The organism is Brachybacterium sp. GCM10030267, assembly GCF_042666875.1.
Classification (GTDB): Bacteria; Actinomycetota; Actinomycetes; order Actinomycetales; family Dermabacteraceae; genus Brachybacterium.
In genome coordinates, this window is the sequence record NZ_JBHTCX010000017.1 from 300,947 (window position 1) to 324,421 (window position 23,475).

General features: G+C 70.8%; 22 protein-coding genes. 9 read left to right on the forward strand and 13 right to left on the reverse strand.

The annotated features are described in order from the left end of the window. Positions 1-71: 71 nt before the first annotated feature. Positions 72-1,340, reverse strand: coding sequence for a DNA polymerase IV (gene dinB / locus ACFQS2_RS15900; RefSeq protein ID WP_377794388.1), 1,269 nt, complete (start codon positions 1,338-1,340; stop codon positions 72-74). A 72-nt stretch (positions 1,341-1,412) separates the two neighbouring features. Beyond that, on the reverse strand, positions 1,413-1,895 hold the full coding sequence (locus tag ACFQS2_RS15905) for an SAV_6107 family HEPN domain-containing protein (RefSeq protein WP_377019011.1): 483 nt from the start codon (positions 1,893-1,895) through the stop codon (positions 1,413-1,415). Positions 1,896-2,083: 188 nt separating this feature from the next. On the opposite strand from ACFQS2_RS15905, the gene ACFQS2_RS15910 reads away from it, so the two are divergent. After that, positions 2,084-2,968 (forward strand): spermidine synthase, encoded by an 885-nt coding sequence (locus ACFQS2_RS15910; protein ID WP_377794389.1) that lies wholly within the window; start codon positions 2,084-2,086, stop codon positions 2,966-2,968. A gap of 76 nt (positions 2,969-3,044) precedes the next feature. Here the strand turns inward: ACFQS2_RS15910 and ACFQS2_RS15915 are convergent, their stop codons facing one another. Both ACFQS2_RS15915 and ACFQS2_RS15920 read right to left on the reverse strand, forming a co-directional pair. Continuing rightward, positions 3,045-3,248 (reverse strand): cold-shock protein, encoded by a 204-nt coding sequence (locus ACFQS2_RS15915; protein WP_010551414.1) that lies wholly within the window; start codon positions 3,246-3,248, stop codon positions 3,045-3,047. A gap of 369 nt (positions 3,249-3,617) precedes the next feature. Next, positions 3,618-4,592, reverse strand: a complete 975-nt coding sequence (locus ACFQS2_RS15920; protein ID WP_377019009.1) for a proteasome assembly chaperone family protein — start codon at positions 4,590-4,592, stop codon at positions 3,618-3,620. Positions 4,593-4,745: 153 nt separating this feature from the next. On the opposite strand from ACFQS2_RS15920, the gene ACFQS2_RS15925 reads away from it, so the two are divergent. Beyond that, entirely contained in the window at positions 4,746-6,992 is a 2,247-nt protein-coding gene (locus ACFQS2_RS15925) for a HelD family protein (protein WP_377794390.1), read from the forward strand. A gap of 201 nt (positions 6,993-7,193) precedes the next feature. Here the strand turns inward: ACFQS2_RS15925 and nrdR are convergent, their stop codons facing one another. Both nrdR and ACFQS2_RS15935 read right to left on the reverse strand, forming a co-directional pair. Then, complete coding sequence (gene nrdR / locus ACFQS2_RS15930) at positions 7,194-7,682, reverse strand: transcriptional regulator NrdR (RefSeq protein WP_377794391.1); 489 nt, start codon at positions 7,680-7,682, stop codon at positions 7,194-7,196. A gap of 49 nt (positions 7,683-7,731) precedes the next feature. Then, positions 7,732-8,127, reverse strand: a complete 396-nt coding sequence (locus ACFQS2_RS15935) for a LysM peptidoglycan-binding domain-containing protein (protein WP_377019006.1) — start codon at positions 8,125-8,127, stop codon at positions 7,732-7,734. A 173-nt stretch (positions 8,128-8,300) separates the two neighbouring features. Between ACFQS2_RS15935 and lexA the strand changes: the two genes are divergently transcribed. Continuing rightward, positions 8,301-9,002 carry a transcriptional repressor LexA gene (gene lexA / locus ACFQS2_RS15940; protein ID WP_377019005.1) on the forward strand — a complete coding sequence of 234 codons (702 nt, stop codon included), beginning with the start codon at positions 8,301-8,303 and terminating at the stop codon, positions 9,000-9,002. A gap of 93 nt (positions 9,003-9,095) precedes the next feature. Here the strand turns inward: lexA and ACFQS2_RS15945 are convergent, their stop codons facing one another. Continuing rightward, positions 9,096-11,126 carry an ATP-dependent DNA helicase gene (locus tag ACFQS2_RS15945; RefSeq protein ID WP_377794392.1) on the reverse strand — a complete coding sequence of 677 codons (2,031 nt, stop codon included), beginning with the start codon at positions 11,124-11,126 and terminating at the stop codon, positions 9,096-9,098. Between the two features lie 35 nt (positions 11,127-11,161). Continuing rightward, entirely contained in the window at positions 11,162-12,730 is a 1,569-nt protein-coding gene (hflX, locus tag ACFQS2_RS15950; protein WP_377794393.1) for a GTPase HflX, read from the reverse strand. A 234-nt stretch (positions 12,731-12,964) separates the two neighbouring features. Between hflX and ACFQS2_RS15955 the strand changes: the two genes are divergently transcribed. Next, entirely contained in the window at positions 12,965-13,579 is a 615-nt protein-coding gene (locus ACFQS2_RS15955; RefSeq protein WP_377794394.1) for a class I SAM-dependent methyltransferase, read from the forward strand. Between the two features lie 37 nt (positions 13,580-13,616). On the opposite strand, the gene dapF is transcribed toward ACFQS2_RS15955, so the two are convergent. Both dapF and miaA read right to left on the reverse strand, forming a co-directional pair. Next, positions 13,617-14,465, reverse strand: coding sequence for a diaminopimelate epimerase (dapF, locus tag ACFQS2_RS15960; RefSeq protein WP_377020411.1), 849 nt, complete (start codon positions 14,463-14,465; stop codon positions 13,617-13,619). A gap of 9 nt (positions 14,466-14,474) precedes the next feature. Continuing rightward, entirely contained in the window at positions 14,475-15,551 is a 1,077-nt protein-coding gene (miaA, locus tag ACFQS2_RS15965) for a tRNA (adenosine(37)-N6)-dimethylallyltransferase MiaA (protein WP_377794395.1), read from the reverse strand. 147 nt (positions 15,552-15,698) lie between these two features. Here miaA and ACFQS2_RS15970 point away from each other — a divergent pair, with 147 nt between their 5' ends. Beyond that, the gene (locus ACFQS2_RS15970; protein WP_377020409.1) at positions 15,699-16,184 is read left to right on the forward strand and encodes a YbjN domain-containing protein; all 486 of its coding nucleotides are present in this window, start codon (positions 15,699-15,701) and stop codon (positions 16,182-16,184) included. Between the two features lie 11 nt (positions 16,185-16,195). On the opposite strand, the gene miaB is transcribed toward ACFQS2_RS15970, so the two are convergent. Further along, positions 16,196-17,827, reverse strand: coding sequence for a tRNA (N6-isopentenyl adenosine(37)-C2)-methylthiotransferase MiaB (gene miaB / locus ACFQS2_RS15975; RefSeq protein ID WP_377794396.1), 1,632 nt, complete (start codon positions 17,825-17,827; stop codon positions 16,196-16,198). A gap of 241 nt (positions 17,828-18,068) precedes the next feature. Here miaB and ACFQS2_RS15980 point away from each other — a divergent pair, with 241 nt between their 5' ends. From ACFQS2_RS15980 to ACFQS2_RS15995, 4 genes are all read left to right on the forward strand, one after another. After that, positions 18,069-18,848 carry an amino acid ABC transporter ATP-binding protein gene (locus tag ACFQS2_RS15980; RefSeq protein ID WP_377020407.1) on the forward strand — a complete coding sequence of 260 codons (780 nt, stop codon included), beginning with the start codon at positions 18,069-18,071 and terminating at the stop codon, positions 18,846-18,848. A gap of 34 nt (positions 18,849-18,882) precedes the next feature. Further along, positions 18,883-19,776 carry a transporter substrate-binding domain-containing protein gene (locus ACFQS2_RS15985; protein ID WP_377020406.1) on the forward strand — a complete coding sequence of 298 codons (894 nt, stop codon included), beginning with the start codon at positions 18,883-18,885 and terminating at the stop codon, positions 19,774-19,776. An 84-nt stretch (positions 19,777-19,860) separates the two neighbouring features. Next, positions 19,861-20,508, forward strand: coding sequence for an amino acid ABC transporter permease (locus ACFQS2_RS15990; protein WP_377020405.1), 648 nt, complete (start codon positions 19,861-19,863; stop codon positions 20,506-20,508). Continuing rightward, positions 20,505-21,374, forward strand: coding sequence for an amino acid ABC transporter permease (locus ACFQS2_RS15995; RefSeq protein ID WP_377794397.1), 870 nt, complete (start codon positions 20,505-20,507; stop codon positions 21,372-21,374). The genes ACFQS2_RS15990 and ACFQS2_RS15995 overlap by 4 nt, the downstream gene beginning before the upstream one ends. Positions 21,375-21,432: 58 nt before the next feature. Here ACFQS2_RS15995 and ACFQS2_RS16000 read toward each other — a convergent pair whose 3' ends face one another. Together ACFQS2_RS16000 and recA are read right to left on the reverse strand one after the other, a co-directional pair. Further along, positions 21,433-22,101: a regulatory protein RecX gene (locus ACFQS2_RS16000; protein ID WP_377794398.1), complete on the reverse strand. Its 669-nt coding sequence runs from the start codon at positions 22,099-22,101 to the stop codon at positions 21,433-21,435. Between the two features lie 3 nt (positions 22,102-22,104). Further along, positions 22,105-23,217, reverse strand: a complete 1,113-nt coding sequence (gene recA, locus ACFQS2_RS16005; RefSeq protein WP_377020402.1) for a recombinase RecA — start codon at positions 23,215-23,217, stop codon at positions 22,105-22,107. Positions 23,218-23,475: the final 258 nt, after the last annotated feature.

Consider the following 23,475-nt stretch of genomic DNA (forward strand, 5'->3'; position numbering starts at 1 on the left):
TTTAGAGCCCCTTCCTGAGTAATGGGAACACTCGCGCTCGAGCAGCGCGACACCAGCGCCGCCGCCTGCGCTCAGGGGTGCGCCGAACCCTGGTCCGGCCCGGTCTGCTGCGACCCGTCGGGCGGCGGGCCCAGCGTGGAGCCCCTGCTGAGACTCGAGGACCCGAATCGGTCCAGAGTGCGGTCCATAGCCGCCTCGAGGTCGTGCCAGCCTGCGGACCGCGCGGTCAGCTCATGCTGGATGGGAGCACCGGAGGCCGGCTCCAGATGGGTGGCCCGCACCCCGGCCAGACGGACCCTGCGCAGCCGGTGCCGCTCGCGATCCCAGAGGGCGACGACCTGTTCGCGCAGCCTCTCTCCGCTGGCCGTCGGATGCTCCAGGCTCGAGGATCGCGTGATCGTGGTCCCGTCGGGACTGCGGAGCTTGAGCACCACGGTCCGCGCCACGAACCCGGAACGGCGCAGCTGCCGGGCGACGTCATCGGCCATCACGGTGATCCGCCGGCGCACTTCTCCTGGATCGGTGAGGTCCTCGTCCCAGGTGCGCTCGGTGCCCAGCGACTTATCACGCACCCGTTGCCCGAGCCCGGTGCGATCGCTGCCGTCGGCCAGCCTGGCCACCTCCGCGGCCCGCGGGCCGAGCGCCCGGGTCAGCGTCGTCAGCGGGATCTCGCGGACCTGACCGACGGTGTGCACCCCGATCCGCTCCAGGGACTCCACGGCCTTCGGGCCGATGCCCGAGATCACCGAGACCGGCAGCGGCGCCAGGAACTCGACGGTCTGCGCCGCGGGCACGATGAGCATGCCGTCGGGCTTGGCCTGTGCCGACGCGATCTTGGCGACAGGACGCGAGACCGAACCGCCCACGGAGCTGGGCAGCCCGAGCTCGTCGCGGATCTTCCCCCTCAGCAGAGCAGCGATGTCCTCGGGCTCCCCGAAGAGCCGGCGCGCGCCGCGGACGTCGAGGAAGGCCTCATCGATGCTGATCTGCTCGACCTGGGCGACCACGGACGCCAACAGCTCCATGACGCGCGCCGACGTCTCGCGGTAGCGATCGATACGGGGCGGGATGATCACAAGATCCGGAGCCAGGCGCCGCGCCGTGGACATCGCCATGGCCGAGCGGATACCGCGGCGGCGGGCGGGGTAGCTCGCGGCCGCCACCACTCCGCGGGCGCCCGATCCCCCGACCACGACGGGAAGGCCGCGCAGGCCGGGATCGTCACGGACCTCGACGGAGGCGAAGAAGGCGTCCATGTCCAGGTGCAGGATGCCGGGGATCTCCTCCGGGGCGGCCCCGGCGGCCGCACCCGCCTCGCGTCCACCGCGTGCACTGTCCATCGGCACCTCCTTCGTGCCGGAACTCTACTCGGGACCTCCGTGCCGGGACCCGCCTGGCGGTCGGCGATCGGATCAGCCGGCCAGTGCCGTCATGTGCGCGGGCAGGTCGGCGAGGACGCGCTCGGAGATCTCCTCCAGGTGCTCCCCGGTCTGCTCGAGATGCTGGCGAAGCAGCTGAGGGTCGGGCATCGCCGTCGGATCACGGTCCAGACGGACCCGTTCGGCGACCAGAGGTGTCAGGCGGCTCGCGCGCTCCGCGTCCGGGCCGCCGAGGCGTTCCAGCGCGGTCCACACATTCAGGGGGAGCTTCCGGCGGCGGTCGCGATTGGCGCGGGCGACCAGCACGCCCGCCCCACGCAGCGCTGCGCGGTGGACCAGTTCGAACGCTTCGCGGGGATCGTCGGCGGCCGCGGCACTCCCCTGCCGAAGGAGATCGCGGGCGCGTTCGAGATCTGCCTGGTCCTGGTCCAGGTGCGCGAGACGCAGTCGCAGGCTGCGGGAGCCGGCCGAGAGCGTGGAGGCGTCTCCTCGCCGGCGGGACTGCGTGGTGCTCATCGGTGCTCCTCTCCTGGTCCACGTCGAGCCGACCGTGCGATCCGCGTGATCGCTGTGGCTGCGTCGTACCGTGAACGCTAGAGGCGGGCTCCGACGGATGAGCCGCGCGGCTGTTTCGAGTGGAGGACGGAGCATTGGGGAGGAACGGTCGCCGCGCGCCGGGACCCGAGGTCTCCTACAGTGGGTCGATGCCCCGTCGCCAGCGTGTGCGTCACGCCCCCTTCGAGCACCTCGGTCCGCTCGACACCGCCATCCCCGTCTCCACGGGTACCGCCCGGCTCACCCTGGAGAACGACGGCTCCGTGCTGCTGGACGTCAACGGGGTGCCCTCGTCGCAGCTGAACCCCGATCCCGAGCATCTGGTATTCGAGTACATGCGCTGGATGCTGCTCGTCCTCGACGAGGGATTCGGCGGGCCGGCCGGGTACGAGGCCGCGGGTGACGTCGCCGCTGGGGCACTGCAGGTCGCCCACCTGGGCGGAGGCGGCTGCTCGCTGCCGCGGGCCATCGCCTCCCGGTACCCCCGTTCCCGGCAGATCGTCGTAGAGATCGACGAGCTGCTGGCGAAGCAGGTGCGCACCTGGTTCGACCTGCCGCGCTCGCCGCAGCTGCGCCTGCGCATCGACGACGCGCTGACGGCGTTGGAATCGTGGCGCGATGACCGCTTCGATGTGCTGGTCCGGGATGTGTTCTCCGGCCCGGTCACTCCCGAACCGCTGATAAGCATCCACGCCGCGGAGCACGCGGCGCGGGTGCTCCGCGGCGGAGGGATCTATCTCGCCAACTGTGCGGCACCGCCCGGGACCGGGCTGCTCGCCGACGAGATCGCGACCCTCTCGGCCGTGTTCGGGTACGTGGGCGCCATCGCCGAGCCCGCGCACCTGACCGGCAAGCGCCGGGGCAACTGCGTCCTGGTGGCCTCGGATCAGCCGCTGCCGGAGGGCATCGATCGTGCGCTGCGGTCGGATGCGGTCTCGGTACGGCTGGCACCGGCGTCCCAGGTCGCCGCCCTGGCTCGAGCAGGAAAGATCCTGGGCCAGGATCAGGGGCGGGCCGGTGCTCCATCCCGGTGACCGCCCGGACGACGACGGGCCGGGCAGGAGCGCGATGCTCCTGCCCGGCCCGTGAGATTCGGGGAGTTGCCGTGGATCAGAGGGGGCGAACCTGCTCGGCCTGCGGCCCCTTGTCGCCCTGGCTGACCTCGAACTCCACGCGCTGACCCTCGTCGAGGGCGCGGTAGCCGTCCATGTCGATCTTGCTGTGGTGCACGAAGACGTCTGCGCCGCCTCCGTCGATCTCGATGAATCCGTAGCCCTTTTCGGCGTTGAACCACTTGACCGAGCCCTGTGCCATACCTGTCACCTTCTGTGTCGTCCATCAACGATCGCAATGCGCGATCGCGGTGCCGCGTGAAGCCGTCCCCCGCCGAGGCGGGTGGCGTCAGGTGCATGCCGTACTGCTGTGCCGAGGCACCGTCGACGGACTTTCCTGCTGGACCTGCATCACCGCAACACCACCATTCTGTCACGGCCGTGGCCCCGTTCACACGGAGTTCCGCGACGCACGGTCACGAAGGCGTAACGAACTCCGCAGTGCCGACCGGACGCACCGAGCGGGACCCTGGCACCGGAGCCGACGCGGGAGAGAGCGCCTGAGGGGCGACTTCGGCCTCACGGTGCGGGCAGGCGGCACCCGGGCCGCACGGACCCGAAGACCCGGTCCTCACAGCCGGGGCGGATCCTCGGGGCCGTCGTCGTGATCGGCCAGGAAGCGCTCGAAGTGCTCCCCGATCTCCTCGGCCGTCGGCAGGTCCATCGTGGTCCCGATCGGCGTGGAATCGCCGTCCTCACCGGTGGAGTCGTACTGCTCCTCCAGGGCGGTGACGATCTGGCGCACCTCGCTGTTCTGCGCGAGGGTCTCCTGCAGGGCGACGGTCGCCGCGTCCGTGAGATCTCCCAGGTGGACCAGGGGCAGGTCGAGTCCGGCCGCGCCGCTGACCCGCCTCAGCAGCGCGAGGGCTCCGGCCGGGAAATCGGTCCTGGTGAGGTAATGCGGGATCTGCGCCGCGTATCCCATCGCCGGGTGGTCCGCACTGCCGAGCCGGTTCTCCAGCAGAGCGCCGAACGCCGCCGGCACGACGATCTCCGAGGACTCCCCGTCCTCGTCGCCCATGCTCGTGCCGGGGGCGGGCGTGCCCTGGGCCTGGGGCCGCCCCAGCAGGGAGGGATCGTTGGCGTGCGCGAACAGACCGATCGGACGGGTGTGCGGGACGGCCATGGGAACCGCCTGCATCCCGACCACGCGTTCGACCTCGAAGAACTCGACCAGATCGATCAGCGCCTCGGCGAGCCGGCGCCACTGGAGGTCCGGCTCCGGCCCGTCGAGGAAGAGGAAGGGACGGTCCGCCTCGTCGTACATCAGCGACAGAGTCAGATCCGGGACGTCGACGCTCGTGTACGACGTCCCGTCGAAGACCGCCTGCGGACGGGAGCCGCGATAGTCCAGCAGCTCGTCCATGTCGAACGAGACGAGCCGCAGATGCCGCAGCTCATCACGCAGGTACGTGGAGGCGATCTTGCAGGCATTGCCCGCATCGACCAGACCCGGCAGGGCATGGACCAGAGTCAGACCGGTACGGGGCACTGCCGCCAGCACATCGGCGGACTCGAACCGGTACAGGTCACGCGGGTCACGCATCGGCGTCTCCTCCCTCGCGGCCGGCTGGATGTCACGTACCGGATGGCACGCACACCCAGACCCGTCCACCATAATGGACCACCGTGCTTCGCCGACCCCGGGTCCGCCCGGCGCGGCGGGGCGTGAGGATCAACCGTCAGGGGGAACAGGTCCGTGGACGACGCTGAAGGACAGATCGCTCGGGAGATCGCGCGTGAACAGGCCTACGCCGATCGGCTCTACGAGCGACTGGATGAACTGATCGGCCAGGTCGAGGGCAATCTCGACCAGATCCAAGCCTCGCAGCACGCATCGACGCACCAGAATCGGTCCGAGCGCGACTCGTTCATGGCGCTGTACGAGGATCGGCTCGCCCTGCTGCGCTCGGTCGCCCGCAGCGTCGTGTTCGGCCGCCTCGACACCGAGGACGAGGCCCGCCGCTACATCGGCCGGATCGGCCTGTTCACCCCGGACCGCGAGCAGCTCCTGGTGGACTGGCGCGCACCTGCGGCGGCCGCCTTCTACCAGGCCACCAGCACCGACCGTCAGGGAGTGCGCCTGCGCCGGCACCTGATCAGCCGCGGCCGGACCGTCGTCGGTCTCGAGGACGACGTGCTGGACCAGTCGGTCCTGGACAACGAGGATCACGACGTGGTGCTCCAGGGCGAGGGAGCTCTGCTCGCAGCCGTCTCGGGCCAGCGCACGGGGCGCATGGGGGACATCGTCGCCACCATCCAGTCCGAGCAGGACCGCATCATCCGCTCCGAGAACCGTGGTGTCCTCGTCGTCCAGGGCGGGCCGGGCACGGGCAAGACCGCGGTAGCCCTGCACCGCGCCGCCTACCTGCTGTACACCCACCGTCGCCGCCTCGAGCATTCCGGCGTGCTGATCATGGCCCCCACCCCGGGGTTCCTGCGCTACATCGAGCGCGTGCTGCCGAGCCTCGGAGAATCCGGCGTGGTCATGCTGACCCCCGGCGAGCTCTTCCCCGGCATCGAGACGTTCGTCCATGACACCGATGACGTCGCTCGCCTCAAGGGCGACGTCGCCATGGCCGAGCTGATCGCCCGTGCCGTCAAGCAGCGCCAGGTGGTCCCGGCGTCCGACATCACGCTGCGCATCGACGGCACGCCGCTCACGCTCACCCGGGATGCGATCCGGTCCGCCCGCCGCGAGGCACGTGCCACCCACAAGCCCCACAACGCCGCCCGCGCCGTGTTCGTGCGAGCCGCCATGGACCGCCTCGTCGAGAACTACGAGAAGGCTCTCAAGGCCCGCGGACACACCGTCGTCCCGGAGGACCGACCGGATCTGCTCTCGGACCTGCGGCATGACCCCGAGATCAAGCGACAGCTGAATCTCGCCTGGCTCCCCTACACCCCGCAGGGTTTCCTGCGGATCCTGTTCTCCCGGCCCGACCGGCTGCGGGCCGCAGCTCCGCGGTCGCTGGCCGACCGGGTCGACGTGCTGGTGCGCCCCAAGGACTCCCCGTGGACCGTCGAGGACATCCCGCTGCTCGACGAGGTCGCCGAACTCCTCGGGGAGGATGCCGCGCCGGCGGAGGCACGTGCCCGCGAGGCCGCCGGCCGGCGCGAGGCCGACGTCGACTACGCCCGCAAGGTGATCGAGAACATCGACACCTCCGGCATCGTGCGCGCCGAGGACCTCGCCGACCAGGTCAGTCAGCTGCGGGACGGCCGCACGCTCGCCGAGCGGGCGTCCTCCGAGCGCAGCTGGACCTACGGACACGTGGTGGTGGATGAAGCGCAGGAGCACTCCCCGATGAGCTGGCGCGCGCTGATGCGACGGGCCCCCACCAAGTCGTTCACCGTGGTCGGCGACGTCGCCCAGACCTCCTCGGCCGGCGGCACGGCGTCGTGGTCCGATGCGCTCGGCCCCTACGTGCAGGATCGGCTCCAGGTGGAGCGCCTGACTGTGAACTACCGCACTCCGAGCCGGATCATGGATCGAGCGGTCGCGATGGCGACGGCTCACGACCTGCCGGTGACAACGGTCAGCTCGGTGCGCGAGGGCGATCGGGGCCCCCTCATCGAGCGCGCGGCCGAGCCGGAGCTGGCACAGCGGGCCGGGGATGCGGTCGCCGCCGCGCACGCCGACGGGATCGGACGGCTGGCCGTCATCACGGCCGAGGGGCGGACGGCTGCCATGCTGAAGGATCTGAGTTCGCGCCCGGACCTGCCCAGCGTGGGCGGCGGGTCTGCGGGTGTCGACGACGAGGTCGCCGTGATGACCGCTCAGGAGGCCAAGGGCCTGGAGTTCGACGGCGTGATCATCGTCGAGCCGGCCGAGCTGGTCGAGGACCACGGCGCCGGGGGTCTCTACGTCGCGATGACGCGGACCACGCAGCATCTCGGCATCGTCCACGCCCGGGATCTGCCGCCCGGCATCGAGCCGGCCTGAGAAGGGGATCGGCGGCCGTGGCTTCCCCTCCACGACCGCCGATCAGGTGTGCACTGCGTGAGTGCACGAGGGATATCCTATGCACAGCCGGCCGTGGTCCTGAACCACGTCCACATAATCCGTCGATCCGAGGGCTCCTGGAGACGCGCCGGATCGGACTCGAGCCGACACTCGCGCCGGTCGGTCCGCACCTGCCGCGGGTCAGTCCGAGCTTGCCGGGCTCGCTGCGCCCCGGGCCGTGCCGGCGCCCTCGGCCCGCAGCCGGGCGATCGCCGCATCGAAATCGTCGAGCGAATCGAAGTCCTGGTAGACGCTCGCGAACCGGAGGTAGGCCACCAGGTCGAGTTCCTGGAGAGGCTGCAGGATCGACAGACCCACCTGGTGAGCCTCGACCTCTGCCTGGCCGCTGGCACGGATGTCCTCCTCGACCCGCTGGGCGAGCATCGCCAGCTCGTCATCGGAGACCGGCCGGCCCTGGCAGGCTTTGCGGACGCCTGAGATCACCTTCGCGCGGCTGAACGGCTCGCTCACACCGGAGCGCTTCTGCACCGACAGCGATGCGGTCTCCGAGGTGGAGAAGCGCCGGGAGCAGTTCGGGCACTGTCGTCGGCGCCGGATGGTCGCGCCATCGTCCGACGTGCGGGAGTCCACGACCCGGGAATCAGGATGGCGGCAGAACGGGCAGTGCATCCACTCAGGATACCGCCGCGTCCCGGACGTCAGGCCGGCACCCGGAGTGTCAGTGGGCCGCGCCCTCGGCGGCCGGCAGCTCGATCTGCTGGCCGGCGGTGATGCGCCCGGTGGGCAGATGGTTGAGGTTGCGCGCCTCGGTCACGAACTCGTGCGGGCTCATCCCCTCCGGAGCGTACTGCTCGGCGTACCCCCACAGGGTGTCCCCGGCCTCGACGGTCACCGTGACCTGCTGCTCGTCCTCGGAGTCGGCGAGCGCGAACGGGACGTCGAAGGCGAGCAGCGCAGCGGCGGCCACCAGCAGGCCGAGCACGAAGGCGATCATCATCAGCACGAGGCGCCCGCGGCGACTGACCTCGAGTCGAACGTTCGCTCGACCGGCGCCCTCGCCCGGCTCGGTGCGGCGCTGCGGGAAGGGGAGAACAGCGGCTGTTTCCGTACGCATGTCCGAACTCCTGTTCGATCGAATGTGTGTGCGACTGTAGCCCCATCGCCGCGCGACACGCAAGGGAAACCTCGAACAGGTGTTTGGCATCCGGTGCGTGCCGCCCTACGCTGGGTGACAGGACAACGGAACCGCGAGGGTCCGACAGACGAAGCCAGGAGGCCTGCCCGATGATGTCGAGCATCCCCACCCCCAGTCAGCCGACCAGGGCACGGGGCGACGCGCCGGCCGACGCCGCGACCGCCGGGCTCACCCGGCGCCAGCGCCTGGTGCTGGAGACCATCAATGCCGCGATCGCCGCGCGCGGGTACCCGCCGAGCATGCGGGAGATCGGTGACGCGGTCGGCCTGACCTCATCGTCGTCGGTCTCCCATCAGCTGCAGGCCCTCGAGCGCAAGGGGTTCCTGCGCCGCGACCCCAAGCGTCCGCGCGCGATGGAAGTGTTCCTGCCCGAGGACGACGGGGCCCCCGAGCCGCCGCCGGTTCCGGAGGTCTCCGCGAACTCCGTCTCGGTCCCCCTGGTCGGCCGGATCGCCGCAGGCGTCCCCATCACCGCCGAGGAGCAGATCGAAGACGTCTTCACCCTGCCCTCGCGCCTGGTGGGCGATGGGGACCTCTTCCTGCTGCAGGTCGTGGGCGACTCGATGATCGATGCCGCCATCTGCGACGGGGACTGGGTGGTCGTGCGCAGCCAGCAGGAGGCGCAGAAGGGCGAGATCGTCGCGGCGATGATCGACGGCGAGGCCACCGTCAAGACGTTCGCCCGCCGTGACGACCACGTCTGGTTGATGCCGCACAATCCGTCCTTCGCCCCGATCCTCGGGGACCACGCCGAGATCCTGGGCAAGGTCGTGGCGGTGCTGCGCGCCGTCTGATGCCGCCCAGGACGTGCTCCGCCCGTGGCGCCGCGTCGAGGCCCGTCCCCTGCTCTCCCGCTCAGTTCTCCACGCCGGTCAGCTCTCCGCCGCTCAGCTCTCGGCGAGACGGCGCAGCGCGCCGAGCGCGACCTCCGGGTCTGAGGTCGGCCACAGCGGTGGCATGGACTCCCGCAGGAATCCTCCGTACCGGGCCGTCGCCAGTCGCGGATCCAGCACGGCGACCATCCCGCGGTCCTCGTGCGACCGGATCAGGCGCCCGGCGCCCTGAGCCATCAGCAGCGCGGCGTGCTGGGCGGAGACCGACATGAACCCGTTGCCCCCGCGCTGACCGATCCGCTCCTGACGGGCCGAGGTCAGCGGCTCATCGGGGCGCGGGAAGGGGATCCGGTCGATGGTGACCAGACGCAGCGAGCGACCCGAGACGTCCACGCCCTGCCAGAGGGTGAGCGTTCCGAACAGGCTCGCGTCCTCGTCGTCGCGGAAGATCCGCACCAGGTTGGCCATCGAGTCCTCGCCCTGGACCCCGATCGTGAGATCGAGGCGGGCCCGCACGTGCTCCGCGGCGAGCTCGGCCCCACGCCGGGAGGAGAACAGGCACAGCGCTCCCCCGCGCGAGGCCTCGACCAGATCGGTGAGATGGTCGAGCATCGCGGGCGACGGCCCCTCGCGCCCGGGCTGGGGAAGGTGGCGCGCGGTGTAGAGGATGCCCTGGCGGCGGTACGCGAACGGGCTCCCGACGTCCAGCCCGGCCCACGCGCTCGAGTTCTCCAGCGGCGGGAGGGCGTCCGGCTCCATCCGGTCCGCTCGCGCAAGGCCCACCTCTCCGGCAGCGGGTTCGAACCGGCCGCCGAGGGCGAGCGTGGCCGAGGTGAGAACGGCAGTGCGGCTCTCCAGGATCGCGCCTCGCATGGCCGCGGCCACGCTGAGCGGCGCGACCTGGATGCTGGAGCGCCCGGTCGCCGGGGAGTGCGAGACCGAGACCACGTCGTCCTCCCCCGGGGACGCCAGTCGTTCACAGACGTCGATGATCTCCTGGAGGTTCGCCCTCACGGCCTTGCGGGACCCCGCCGCGCCGACGGTGCCGTCCTCGCCGGCGTCCTTGGCGTCGGAGTGCGCGGTACGGGCCTCGATACGCAGCTGCTGGATCGCGTCGGCGAGCCGGTCCGGCAGGTCCCCGATCACTCGGCCGTCCGGCGCGAGTTCGAGCGCTTCACGCAGCTCCTCGGAGGCGTCGTCGAGCGCCGTGGCGGCCACACCCAGCCCGCGCAGGTCCCGCACCGTGCCGCGCAGCATCCCGGGGCTGAGCACCTCGGTGACGGCACCCGTCACGCGCCCGGAGAGGTCATGCGCCTCGTCGAAGACGACGACGTCGTGCTCGGGGATGATGCCGTGGTTGTCGAAGGCATCGATCGCCAGGAGCGCGTGGTTGGTCACGATGATGTCGACCTCGCGGGCCAGCTCCCGGCTGCGCTCGGCGAAGCACGAATCCACCATCGGGCACGTCCCGCCCAGACACTGGGAGCCGGTGACGGAGACCTGGCGCCAGGCGCGGTCGGAGACGGGATCGGCGAGGGAGTCGCGGTCTCCGCTGTCGGTCTCCTCCGCCCACTCGCGCAGTCGCCGCACCTGGTCCCCCAGGCGTTCGCTGCCGGTGCGGGCGGGGTCCGTCGAGGCCTCCGCGAACAGGGCCCCCGGGTCGATGTCGACCGGATAGCCGCCGTCGATCTTGTGGCGGCACAGGTAGTTGCCGCGTCCCTTCAGCAGCGAGAAGGTCGGGGTCCGGGGCAGGTGCGGGGCGAGGGCCTCGACGAGCCGCGGCAGGTCCTTGCGGACGATCTGCGTCTGCAGCGCGATGGTCGCCGTGGAGATGACCACGGGCCGGCGGCTGACCAGCGCGTGCCGCAGCGCAGGGACCAGATAGGCCAAGGACTTGCCGGTGCCCGTGCCCGCCTGCACCAGCAGGTGGCGACCGCCGCTCATCGCCGTCCCCACTGCCTCGGCCATGGCCTGCTGACCCGGCCGCGGCGACCCGCCGATGGCCGAGACCGCCGCGTCCATCAGGGCGGTCAGCTCGATGTCGGCGGATCCCGGGGCGGTGCCGGGATCAGTGAGAGCGGTCATCTCTCCAGCGTATCCACGCCGGATCCGAGGACGGCTCAGGCCGCGCCGTTGAGCTCTGCAGCGAGCGCCTCATCCACGCGGGCATGCAGCTTCGTGCCCTCCATGAGGTGCTCCTCGGAGAGCACCTCTCCCGTGGTGTGGACCCTGGAGACGAGGTCTCCCCGGAAGTAGGGCACGAGCACGTCGACCTCGACCGCGGGGCGGGGCAGTCGCTCGGCGATCCGCTCGCGCAGCTCCTCGATCCCCATCCCGGTGCGCGCGGAGACCACGACGGAATCCCCCACCACGCTGCGCAGGCGGGCGATGGTCTCCGGCTCGGCGATGTCGGCCTTGTTCAGCACCACGATCTCGGGGACGTCGAAGCCCTCCAGCTCCCCGAGGACCGTGCGCACGGCCCGGATCTGACCCTCGGGATCGGGGTGGGAGGCATCGACCACATGCAGCAGCAGATCGGCGTCGCCGACCTCCTCGAGCGTGGAGCGGAACGCTTCGATCAGCTGCGTGGGCAGGTGCCGCACGAAGCCGACGGTGTCGGCGTAGGTGAATTCGCGACCGTCCGGCGTGGCCGAGCGCCGCACCGTCGGGTCCAGGGTCGCGAACAGGGCGTTCTCGACCAGCGCCCCGGCGCCGGTGAGCCGGTTCAGCAGCGAGGACTTGCCGGCATTGGTGTATCCGGCGATCGCCACGGCGGGGACCTGGTTGCGCTTGCGGTCGGCGCGCTGGGCGTCTCGGCCCGGCTTCATCGCGCGGATCTCGCGGCGCAGTTTGGACATGCGGTCGCGGATGCGCCGCCGGTCGAGTTCGATCTTCGTCTCACCGGGACCGCGCGACCCCATCCCCGCGCCGCCCGCGGCGACACGGCCGCCGGCCTGCCGGGACATCGATTCGCCCCAGCCGCGGAGCCGCGGGAGCAGGTACTCGAGCTGGGCCAGCTCGACCTGTGCCTTGCCCTCGCGGGAGCGGGCGTGCTGGGCGAAGATGTCCAGGATCAGCGCGGTGCGGTCGATGACCTTGACCTTGATGATGTCCTCGAGCGCGCGGCGCTGGCCGGGAGCGAGCTCGCCGTCGGCGATCACGGTGTCCGCCCCGGTGGCCGTCACGATGTCGGCGAGCTCGGCGGCCTTGCCGCGGCCGAGGAAGGTGGCCGGGTCAGGATGGGCTCGGCGCTGCAGGATCCCGTCGAGCACCTCGGAGCCGGCGGTCTCGGCGAGCGCCGCCAGCTCGTGCAGGCTGGTCTCCGCCTCCTCGGCGTTGCCCGAGGTGTAGAGGCCGGCCAGCACCACGCGCTCCAGGCGCAGCTGGCGGTACTCGACCTCGGTGACGTCCTCGAGCTCGGTCGACAGTCCCGCCACGCGCCGCAGGGCCTGACGGTCGGCGAGATCGAGCTGTTCGCCGTCGGCGTCGGAGGTGAAGCCGGCCGACGGGGCCGCGGCCTCGCCGCGGGAGAGGATCCGCTCGGTCAGCGGGTCCCGGTGAGGGGACGCCGGGGAGGGCGTCGCCGGGCCGGTGGAGTTGGCGGTGCGGTCCTCGGCCCCGGGCCTTCCCATGGTGGTCCCGTCGACGTCCGTGTCGGATTCGGGTTCTGGATGGAAAGCAATGGGCACGATCGGGGCACTCCTCGGGTGGGACAACGTGGTTTCTCCAGAATCCCACGCCCGGCCATCGCGGTCGAGAGATTTTGCCCAGGGCGCATCGGGGATCACGACCATCCGGTCCGCAGGGAGCCCATGCCCCCGCCCTGCGGGCAGCTCAGGCCCAGGGTCCGCAGGGAGCCGGCGCCTCCTCCGCCGCACCTGCCCCGGGCGCTGCGCCGACGGCGAGATCCGTATCCTGCTGGGGTGGACGAGCACTACTTCACCCCCTCCCCCGCGTCCGAGGACCGACGCTTCCCGCTGCGTGTGCGTCTGGCCGGTCGTGATCTCGAGCTCGTCTCGAGCGCCTCGGTGTTCAGCGGCCATGGCCTGGACAAGGCGACCGCCGTCCTGCTGGACCGCCTCGACGAGATCACGGAGCCGCCACCGGGGGCGAGGATCCTCGATCTGGGATGCGGGTGGGGTCCGATCGCGCTGACCGCGGCCCTGCTGCGGCCCGATGCGGAGGTGTGGGCCGTGGACGTCAGTGAGCGTGCACGGCAGCTGACCGCCGAGAACGCCGACGGGCTGGGACTGGAGAACGTGCGAGTGGTCGCACCGGAGGAGTTCCCGGAGGACATCGCACTGGATGCGATCTGGTCGAACCCGCCGATCAGGATCGGCAAACAGGCTCTGCACGAGCTGCTGCTGACGTGGACGGCGAGGCTGTCACCGCACGGGACGGCCGCTCTCGTCGTCGGCAAGAATCTGGGCGCTGACCCGCTCGCCCGCTGGCTCGACCAGCAGCTGAGCGCGCGGGAGGTCGCGAAGGTGGCCAGTGCGAAGGGGTTCCGGGTCCTGGAGGTCGGCCCGGCCCGCTGAGCCCCCCGGTCACCGGTCCCGGGCAGCGTCGGCCTTCTCAGATCAGCGTGACGCCGTCGGCCACCAGCACGGCCGGTCCTGTCAGCGTGACCTCGCCGACCCCGGTCCAGCCCACCTGCAGGGTGCCGCCGGGTACGTCCACTCGCCACGGCTGCCGCGAGCCGTCCCCGGCGCGCAGCGCCGCGGCGACCGCGACGGCGGCGACGCCGGTCCCGCACGAGCGGGTCTCGCCCACGCCGCGTTCGAACACCCGCATCGCCACGTGGCGCTCCCCGCGCTCGGAGACCAGCTCGATGTTGGCGCCGTCGGCGGGCTCGGGGTCGAGGACCGGCCGACGGGAGAGGTCGAGCTCGTCGAGGGCCAGCTCGGCGGGGAGGAAGGCGACGGCGTGGGGATTGCCCATGTCCACGTCGGTCGCGGCCAGTGCGCGCCCCGCGATCTCGACGGTGCGCGAGTCCTCGCCGATCCTGCTCGGCCCCATCCCCACGCGCACGGACCAGCTCGGGGAACCGGCGTCCGGGTGCGCCAGGATCTCGATGGTGCGGAGTCCGGACCGGGTCCAGATCTCGAAGCGGTCCTCCTGGACGTGGGCGGCGCGCTGCAGATGCGCGGCGAGCACGCGCACGCCGTTGCCGCACATCTCGGCGGTCGATCCGTCGGCGTTGCGGTAGTCCATGAACCACTCCGGGGCGTCGCCGGGAGCGTCGATGCCGGCCCGCTGCGTGCGGACGGCGCGGATCACCCCGTCGGCGCCGACGCCGGAGCGGCGATCGCACAGCGCGGCGACGGTCGCCGGGTCCAGGTCCAGCTCGCCCTCGGGGTCGTCCAGGAGCACGAAATCGTTCTCGGTCCCGTGCCCCTTGGTGAATCGCATGCTCTCGGTCATGGTCCGAGCCTATGTCTCTTCGTCCTGCGGTGCCGTGATCGGCGCCTCGCTCCCGGCCCGCGCGGTCTCGATCACGGTCATGGCGCGAGCGAGCGCGCGCTCGAGGTCGCCGGTTCCGCCGCCTGCGGGGGCATCGATCCACTGCACCCGCGCGTCCCGGCGGAACCAGGTGTCCTGTTTGCGCACCAGCCGGCGGGTTCCGACGACGGTGGCCTCGATGGCCTCCTGGCAGGTCATCGCGCCGTCGAGCACGGCCAGGCCCTGTTCGTAGCCGATCGCGCGGCGCGCTGTCAGGCCCCGGTCGAGCCCGCGCTCCCGCAGCCCCCGGATCTCCTCGAGCAGCCCGCGCTCCACCATCACCTCGACCCGTCGTGCGATGCGCTCGTGCAGCTCGGTCCGGTCCAGGCGCAGCCCGATCTGCAGGGTGCGGGGGTCCGCGTAGTGCGGCCGGGGCAGGAACGCCGTGAAGGGTCGGCCGGTGAGTTCGCCGACCTCCAGCGCCCGCACGATCCGACGGGTGTCCTGGGGTCCGATCACGTCGGCCGCCTCGGGGTCGGTCCGTGCCAGCTCATCATGCAGGGCGCGCGGGCCGATCTCCACAGCGCGCGCCTCCAGTCGCGCGCGGAGGGCGGCGTCCGTCGGGGGGAACTCGATGTCGTCCAGCACGGCCCGCACGTAGAGACCGGAGCCGCCGACCAGGATCGGGACCCGCCCCCGGGCGCGGATGTGCGCGATGGCGGCACGGGCCTGCTGCTGATACGCGGAGACGCTCGCCTCTTCGGTCACCTCGAGCACGTCCAGCAGATGATGGGGGACGCCGTCCCGCTCCCCTGGCGGCACCTTCGCGGTGCCGATGTCCATGCCGCGGTAGAACTGGAGGGCGTCGGCGTTGACCACCTCGCCGCCGAGGCGGCGGGCCAGGGCGATGGCGAGATCTGACTTCCCCGTGGCGGTGGCGCCCACGATCGCGATCAGCGGCGCCTCGATCGCATCGGCCACGCCCGCCTCCCCGTCCTCCTCACGTCCGGGAGGAGGCCCGGTCCGCGCCTGCTCCGGGGCGCGGCGCGCATGAGGCTCGGAATCCATGCTCGGCACCTTAGCCTGCGGCGTTGCTCGCAGTCAGCGGAATCACGGCCGGCGCCCAGTTCAGGATCCGGTTGGAGGGAGTAATGTGTGCGGCGGTCCGGGCCCCGGGCCGATCCGCATCTCCTAGAGCACTGTCCGAGGTTGGAAGTGACTGCACCGCACGAGTCCCCCGAACTGACGGACTCGACCGATTCTCTGGCCCCGATGTCCCTCAAGAGGGTCGAGGAGTGCCTGACGCGGCACGGGTATGCGTTCGTCGAGGACGAGGAGCACCCGGAGATCCTCCGCGCCCGCTTCGATGACTACCGGTTCCAGTTCATGCTCTCCGGCGAGGACCATGGCGTCCTGCAGACCCGCGGCCGCTGGAGCCACTCCGTGGACATCTCCCGCAAGGTCGAGATGATCAAGCTCTGCAACGAGTGGAACATGAACCGGATCTGGCCCAAGGTCTACGTGCGCCGGGAGTCCGAGGGACTGCTCGGCGTGTACGGCGAGCTGGCCGCGGATTTCCGGGCCGGCGCGCTGGACTCCCAGCTCGACAGCGCCATCAAGTGCGGCCTCAGCACCGTGATCGCCTTCTTCCGCAGCCTCGAGGAGCGCCTCGGGGCGGAGCTGGACGAGCTCGACAGCTGAGGCTTCCCCGCTCAGGGCGTGCGCAGGCTCGGCATCCCGAGGGTGACGGGCCCCTCGGACCCGCCGCCGTGGCCGGTGCCGCAGGCTGAGCCCGTATCCAGACCCTGCACCCCGGCCTCCCAGGCGTCGCCGGAACGGGTGCGTCGCACCGAGAACTGTTCGGGCGAGGGCTCCGTCCCCGGGGCGGCGGCCAGCGCGCTGTCCGCGATCAGGTAGTGCGGGGCGGCACGGGTGACGGTCGCGGTGACCAGGTCTCCCGGTCGGGGACGAGAATCCGCCGGCAGCCCCTGCGGCAGGGAGAGGTGGACCAGGCGATGGTCGCGGGCGCGTCCGGAGATGCGCTGGGTGTGCTCGTCGCGGTCGCCTTCGCCCTCGGCCACGAGCACCTCCACGACACTGCCTTCGAGCTTCTGGTTCTCCTCGTAGGTGATGCGGTCCTGGAGCGCCGTCAGCCGTTCGTAGCGCTCCTGGACGACCTCCTTGGGCACCTGGTCCTCCATGGTCGCCGCCGGCGTGCCCGGGCGGATCGAGTACTGGAAGGTGAAGGCGCTGGAGAAGCGCGAGGACTCGACCACATCGAGGGTGGCCTGGAAGTCCTCCTCGGTCTCGCCGGGGAAGCCGACGATGATGTCGGTGGTGATGGCGGCCTCGGGGATCTGCTCGCGCACCCGGTCCAGGATGCCGAGGAACTTCTTGGAGCGGTAGGAGCGCTTCATCCGCCGCAGCACGGCGTCGGACCCGGACTGGAGCGGCATGTGCAGCTGCGGCATGACGTTCGGCGTCTCGGCCATCGCCTCGATGACGTCGTCGGTGAACATCGCGGGGTGCGGCGAGGTGAACCGGACCCGTTCCAGACCATCGATGTCGCCGCAGGCTCGCAGGAGCTTCGCGAAGGCGCCACGGTCTCCGAACTCGACCCCGTAGGAGTTCACGTTCTGACCCAGCAGCGTCACCTCGTTGGCGCCGGCGGCGACCACGTCACGGACCTCGGCGAGGATCTCTCCGGGCCGGCGGTCCTTCTCCGTGCCGCGCAGCGAGGGCACGATGCAGAACGTGCAGGTGTTGTTGCAGCCGACGCTGATGGAGACCCATGCCGCGTAGGAGGATTCGCGCTTGGTGGGCAGCGTCGAGGGGAAGGTCTCGAGCGAGTCGAGGATCTCGACCTGCGCCTCGCGGTTGTGCTGGGCGCGGTCCAGCAGCACCGGCAGGGAGCCGATGTTGTGGGTGCCGAAGACGACGTCGACCCAGGGGGCGCGCTCGACGATGGCGGCGCGGTCCTTCTGCGCGAGGCACCCGCCGACGGCGATCTGCATGCCGGGATTGGCGTCCTTGCCGGGACGCAGGGCCCCGAGGGTCCCGTAGAGCTTGTTATCCGCGTTCTCGCGCACCGCACAGGTGTTGAACACGACCACGTCGACCTCGCCGCGACGGGGCTCGGCTCCGGGGCGCGCGGCGACATAGCCGGCGTCCTCGAGCATGCCGGTCAGGCGCTCCGAGTCGTGGACGTTCATCTGGCAGCCGAAGGTGCGCACCTGGTAGGTGCCGCGCGGCTCACCGGGGGTCGCGCCGCCGGCCCCGTGCGGGGACGGCGCGGCGGATGCGTCGGGCTGCGAAGCGAGAGAGCTGGAGACACTGAGCGACATAGTGGCACCAGGGTACGGCGGACACGGCCGCGCTGTGCTCTGCCCGCCCGCGCGCCACGGGCTCCGCCCGCCCGGGCGCCACGGGCTGCACCCCGCACGCCGGCCATGGGCCCGCCCGGCCTCATCCGACAGCCCTCACCAGCACCTTCACCCGCTCTCACACGCTCTGAGAAGGTCACAAAGTCGTGACGGTGCGGCCGGGCGGCAGGGAGCAGGCGCAGCTGTGCCATAGCGTGCGCGTATGACTCAGATCAGCCCCGGAGTTGCGGCGGGACGGCCGTCGACGCAAAGCCTCGTCTCCCTCTCGGGTGTCCAGAAGCATTTCGGTGACCTGCATGTCCTCCAGGACATCGATCTCGAGGTCTCCGCCGGCGAGGTGGTGGTGGTGCTCGGCCCGTCGGGCTCCGGCAAGTCGACGCTGTGCCGCACCATCAATCGCCTCGAGACCATCGACGCCGGCGAGATCCGCATCGATGGCCAGGCCCTGCCCACGTCGGGGCCGGGGCTGGCGGCTCTGCGTTCCGAGGTCGGCATGGTCTTCCAGGCGTTCAACCTCTTCGCGCACAAGACCGTGCTCCAGAACGTCACCGTCGCGCCGATCAAGGTCAAGGGCATCCCGCGACGCGAGGCCGAGCGCAGCGGCATGGAGCTGCTGGAACGGGTGGGCGTGGCCGATCAGGCCGACAAGCTGCCCGCGCAGCTCTCCGGTGGCCAGCAGCAGCGCGTGGCCATCGCCCGCTCCCTGGCCATGAACCCGAAGGTGATGCTCTTCGACGAGCCCACGTCGGCGCTCGACCCCGAGATGATCAGTGAGGTCATCGAGGTGATGACGGGACTGGCCCAGGACGGCATGACGATGATCGTCGTCACCCACGAGATGGGCTTCGCGCGCCGCACCGCGGACCGGGTCGTGTTCATGGATGCCGGACGCATCCTCGAGGTCCGTACGCCCGAGGAGTTCTTCTCCGCTCCCCAGACCGACCGTGCCCGGGACTTCCTGGGCAAGATCCTCGACCACTGACCGCATCGCCCACGCCCCTTCGAAGGAGAACATCATGAGCAGGTCCCTGAACCGACGCCTCTTCCTGACCGGCACGGCCGGCACCGTCGCCGCCGCCACCCTGGCGGCCTGCGGCGGCAGCGGCGAGAGCGGCGGCGAGCCCGAGGTCCAGGACGTCGCCGCCGGTGACTTCCCCGAGGGCTCGACCATGGCCGCCCTCGCGGAGGCCGGCAGCATCACCATCGGCACCAAGTTCGACCAGCCCCTGTTCGGCCAGGCCGGGCCCGACGGCGATCCGGTCGGCTTCGACGTCGAGATCGGCAAGATCGTCGCCGGCGCCCTCGGCATCGATCCCGAGAACATCGAATGGAGGGAGACGGTCTCCGCGAACCGTGAACCCTTCCTCGAGGGCGGGCAGGTCGACATCGTCGTGGCGACCTACTCCATCACCGACGAGCGCAAGGAAGTCGTGGACTTCGCCGGGCCGTACTACGTCGCCGGCCAGGCGCTGATGGTCCTCGCCGACAACGAGGACATCACCGGGGAGGACTCGCTGGCCGGCAAGACGGTCGCCTCCGTGGAGGGATCCACGCCGGCGCAGTACATCCGCGACAACCACCCCGACGCCGAGCTGCAGACCTTCGACACGTACTCCAACTGCGTCACGGCCCTCACCAACGGTCAGGTCGAGGCGGTGACCACGGACAACGTGATCCTGGCGGGCTTCGTCGAGCAGGATCCGGACAACCTGAAACTGGTGAACGACGGAGAGACCTTCACCGACGAGCCCTACGGCATCGGCCTGGCGCTGGGCGATGACGACTTCCGCAGCTTCCTCAACGACACGCTGGAGGCCGCCTACGAGGACGGCTCCTGGCAGACCGCCTGGGAGGAGACCGCAGGCAGCGTGCTGCCGACTCCCGAACCGCCCGAGGTCGACCGCTACTGAGCGCCCGACCGCCCAGATCCCCCCTCGTCCCCCGTCGGGCCGGCTCGTCCTGAGCCGGCCCGACGCCCCTGCCAGGAGCTGCCCGTGGATACGTTCGTCATCGAACGCGACATGCTGTGGACCGCCTTCAGCACGACGCTGACGCTGGCCGTGCTCGCCGGCCTGATCTCGCTGGTGGCCGGGACCGTCATCGCCGGAATGCGAGTCTCCCCGTACGCTCCGCTGCGCGCCCTGGCCACCGGGTACACGGAGTTTCTCCGGAACACGCCGCTGACGATCGTGTTCTTCTTCTATGTGTTCGTGACCCCGTCGATGGGCTTCACGTTCGGGTACAAGACGGCAGCCGTCATCGCGCTGTCGTGCTACACCTCGGCCTTCGTCGCCGAGGCGGTGCGCTCGGGCGTCAACTCGGTCGCGGTGGGCCAGGCCGAGGCGGCCCGATCGCTGGGCATGTCGTTCACGCAGAACCTGAGCATCGTCGTGCTCCCCCAGGCTTTCCGCACCGCCATCCCGCCGCTGATCAGCGTGTTCATCGCTCTGGTGAAGAACACGTCGGTCGCCGGGGCCTTCAGCGTGCTGGAGCTGTTCGCGATGTCCCGCCGGTTGACCAACGTCTACTCGGCCGATGTCATCGCGATCCTGGTCGGCGTGGCCGCGTGCTATCTGATCATCTGCATCCCGCTGGGCCAACTGGCAGGACACCTCGAGCGGAAGGTGGCGTTCGCCCGATGACGACCGGACCCGTCCTGTACGACGTCGCCGGCCCTGCGGAGAGGCGGCGGTCCCGCCTCATCTCCGGGATCCTCACGGTGGTGCTGCTCGTGGGCGCCGGCCTGTTCGCCTACCGCCTGTACCTCAATGGGGTGTTCGACGACCGCTGGGCCGTACTGGTCGACGTCCCGACGAACTTCGCAGGCTTCGAGACCCGCCATGTCTGGCAGGCGATCTTCCGCGGGCTGGGCAATACGTTGCTGGCAGCGGTGATAGCGCTGCCGCTGGCCGCCCTGCTGGCGGTGGTGCTGGTCTCGGTGCGAGCCTCCCCCATCGCTCCGCTGCGGTGGCTGGCGACCGGGATCATCGAGATCTTCCGCGGCCTGCCGGTCGTGCTGGTGATGTTCTTCGGCATCCTGGTGCTGCCCGGGGCCACGCCGCTGATGGCCGTCGTGTTCGGGCTCGTGCTGTACAACAGCGCCGTCTTCGCGGAGATCCTGCGGGCCGGCATCACCGCCCTGCCCAAGGGACAGACGGAGGCGGCCCAGTCGGTGGGGATGGGCCCGATGCTCATCTACCGCGACATCCAACTGCCTCAGGCCGTGCGGATGATGCTGCCCTCGCTCATCGCTCAGGGCGTGGTGCTGGTCAAGGATTCCTCGCTGGGCTACATCGTGGGCTACGCCGAACTGCTGCGAGGGGTCAGCCGGGTCTCGGACGCCCTGACCAACGCGGCGTACCTCCTGCCGCTGCTCGCGGTGGGCGCGGCCATCTACATCGCGCTGAACATCACGCTGTCACGGGTGGCAGTGTGGGTTCAGCACCGCAGCAGCCTGGCGCGGAAGGCTCCCGCGCGGGTCACCGGGGCGGCAGAGGTCCCGGACTGAGCCGACGTCTCCTCGCGGTACCACCGGGCCCGCGGTACTACTCGGCGGCGGCACGCAGCTACTCGGCGGCGGCACGCAGCTCGCCGGCGATCACTCGCACCGCGAGGTCACCGGGGTAGCCCTTGCGGGTGAGCAGGGCGTCCAGCCGCCTCGACAACCGACGGCGGTGGCTTCCGTCCCTCTCGGTGCGCAGCCGTTCCCGGTCGCGATCGCCCAGGCGCGAGCGCACGAGGTCTCGGCACCGCGCCTCCTCGTCGCTCTCTCCTGCGGCCAGCGCCGCGTCGATGTCCGCCGCGGCGACGCGCCGGTCCTCGAGCTCGCGTCGCAGCGCCTCGTCACCCAGTGCGCGCAGGGTGCGGCGCTGCTGGACCCATTCGTGGGCGAAGGCGGTGTCATCGAGCAGTCCGGCCCGCTCGATACGGGCCATCACCTCATGGGCGATCGCGGCGGGAACCTCTCGCTGGTCGAGGCGGTCACGCAGCTCCCCGGCCGATCGCCGGCGCATGGACAGCAGCCGCATCAGATAGCGGCACTCGTGCACGACTGCCTTCTCACGCTCGATGGCCTCCGGGTCCGGGCCGTTTCTGGGCGCGTCGAGGATCTGGCGCGTGCGGCGCTCAAGGCGCTCGCGCACCGCCGCCTCGGCCGGATCTTTCTGCGCAACGAGAGCGGCGCCGGCGCCCTGAGGGTCGCCGGCGCCGCTCCTGATGCCGTGACGGTGCGCCATCGATCAGATGGTGGCGGGGACGTCCTCGTCGAGGAACTCATCCTCGCCGAGCGCGGCTGCAGGCGCCTCGCTCGCCTCGCCCTCGGGTGCGGCCTGTTCCGCGGCGTACTTCCCGACACCGAGGGTGCGCAGGATCTTCTCCTCGATCTCCACCGCGAGATCCGGGTTGTCCTTGAGGAACTGGCGGGCGTTCTCCTTGCCCTGCCCCAGCTGGTCCCCTTCGTAGGTGAACCACGCCCCGGACTTGCGGACCACGCCGTGCTCGACCCCGAGATCGATCAGCCCTCCTTCGCGGGAGATGCCCTCCCCGTAGAGGATGTCGAACTCGGCCTGCTTGAAGGGCGGGGCCATCTTGTTCTTGGCGATCTTGACCCGGGTGCGGTTACCCACGGAATCGGTGCCCGCCTTCAGCGTCTCGATGCGCCGGATGTCCATGCGCACGGAGGCGTAGAACTTCAGTGCCTTGCCGCCGGTGGTGGTCTCGGGGCTGCCGAAGAACACGCCGATCTTCTCGCGCAGCTGGTTGATGAAGATGGCGGTGGTGCCCGAGGAGGACAGGGCGCCGGCGAGCTTGCGCAGCGCCTGGGACATGAGGCGGGCCTGGAGACCCACATGCGAGTCGCCCATCTCGCCCTCGATCTCGGCCTTGGGCACGAGGGCCGCGACGGAGTCGATCACCACGATGTCGAGTGCGCCGGAGCGGATCAGCATGTCGGTGATCTCGAGGGCCTGCTCGCCGGTGTCCGGCTGGGAGACCAGCAGTGCGTCGATGTCCACGCCCAGCTTCTTGGCGTACTCCGGATCCATCGCGTGCTCGGCGTCGATGAACGCGGCGATGCCGCCGTTGCGCTGTGCGTTGGCCACCGCGTGCAGGGCGAGCGTGGTCTTGCCGGAGGACTCCGGGCCGTAGATCTCGACGATGCGGCCGCGGGGCAGGCCGCCGACCCCGAGCGCGGCGTCCAGGGCCACGGAGCCGGTGGGGATGACCTCGACCGGCGGCCTGGTGTCATCGCCCAGACGCATGATCGAGCCCTTGCCGAACTGGCGGTCGATCTGGGCGAGGGCGTTGTCGAGCGAGGAGCCGCGATCCTTCGAGGCTGTCTTCGGTGCAGGCATGAGCTTCGTTCCTTCCAAGGGGCCGGGAGTGCCGACGTATTGACCTTGCGGCCACACTAGGCGGCGGCCCCGACATCCGCCGCCGCCCCGATGTCCGTGTGGACGGATGAGGAGTGGGGAGGAAAGACGCGACCGTGCGGATGGTGCCGGGGAGACCGTCGATCACCACCATACCGAACACGCGTTCGAACACGCGAGAGGATCGGTCGTGTCGCGGCGTGTCGCGCTCCGTCACGGATCAGCGCCGGATCAGGCCCG

Excerpts from the sequence above, each read along its gene's own strand:
- dinB (WP_377794388.1), bottom strand. The coding sequence starts at position 1,340 with ATGGACAGTGCACGCGGTGGACGCGAGGCGGGTGCGGCCGCCGGGGCC.
- ACFQS2_RS15905 (WP_377019011.1), bottom strand. The coding sequence starts at position 1,895 with ATGAGCACCACGCAGTCCCGCCGGCGAGGAGACGCCTCCACGCTCTCG.
- ACFQS2_RS15910 (WP_377794389.1), top strand. The coding sequence starts at position 2,084 with ATGCCCCGTCGCCAGCGTGTGCGTCACGCCCCCTTCGAGCACCTCGGT.
- ACFQS2_RS15915 (WP_010551414.1), bottom strand. The coding sequence starts at position 3,248 with ATGGCACAGGGCTCGGTCAAGTGGTTCAACGCCGAAAAGGGCTACGGA.
- ACFQS2_RS15920 (WP_377019009.1), bottom strand. The coding sequence starts at position 4,592 with ATGCGTGACCCGCGTGACCTGTACCGGTTCGAGTCCGCCGATGTGCTG.
- nrdR (WP_377794391.1), bottom strand. The coding sequence starts at position 7,682 with ATGCACTGCCCGTTCTGCCGCCATCCTGATTCCCGGGTCGTGGACTCC.
- ACFQS2_RS15935 (WP_377019006.1), bottom strand. The coding sequence starts at position 8,127 with ATGCGTACGGAAACAGCCGCTGTTCTCCCCTTCCCGCAGCGCCGCACC.
- lexA (WP_377019005.1), top strand. The coding sequence starts at position 8,301 with ATGTCGAGCATCCCCACCCCCAGTCAGCCGACCAGGGCACGGGGCGAC.
- ACFQS2_RS15945 (WP_377794392.1), bottom strand. The coding sequence starts at position 11,126 with ATGACCGCTCTCACTGATCCCGGCACCGCCCCGGGATCCGCCGACATC.
- dapF (WP_377020411.1), bottom strand. The coding sequence starts at position 14,465 with ATGACCGAGAGCATGCGATTCACCAAGGGGCACGGGACCGAGAACGAT.
- miaA (WP_377794395.1), bottom strand. The coding sequence starts at position 15,551 with ATGGATTCCGAGCCTCATGCGCGCCGCGCCCCGGAGCAGGCGCGGACC.
- miaB (WP_377794396.1), bottom strand. The coding sequence starts at position 17,827 with ATGTCGCTCAGTGTCTCCAGCTCTCTCGCTTCGCAGCCCGACGCATCC.
- ACFQS2_RS15980 (WP_377020407.1), top strand. The coding sequence starts at position 18,069 with ATGACTCAGATCAGCCCCGGAGTTGCGGCGGGACGGCCGTCGACGCAA.
- ACFQS2_RS15985 (WP_377020406.1), top strand. The coding sequence starts at position 18,883 with ATGAGCAGGTCCCTGAACCGACGCCTCTTCCTGACCGGCACGGCCGGC.
- ACFQS2_RS15995 (WP_377794397.1), top strand. The coding sequence starts at position 20,505 with ATGACGACCGGACCCGTCCTGTACGACGTCGCCGGCCCTGCGGAGAGG.
- ACFQS2_RS16000 (WP_377794398.1), bottom strand. The coding sequence starts at position 22,101 with ATGGCGCACCGTCACGGCATCAGGAGCGGCGCCGGCGACCCTCAGGGC.
- recA (WP_377020402.1), bottom strand. The coding sequence starts at position 23,217 with ATGCCTGCACCGAAGACAGCCTCGAAGGATCGCGGCTCCTCGCTCGAC.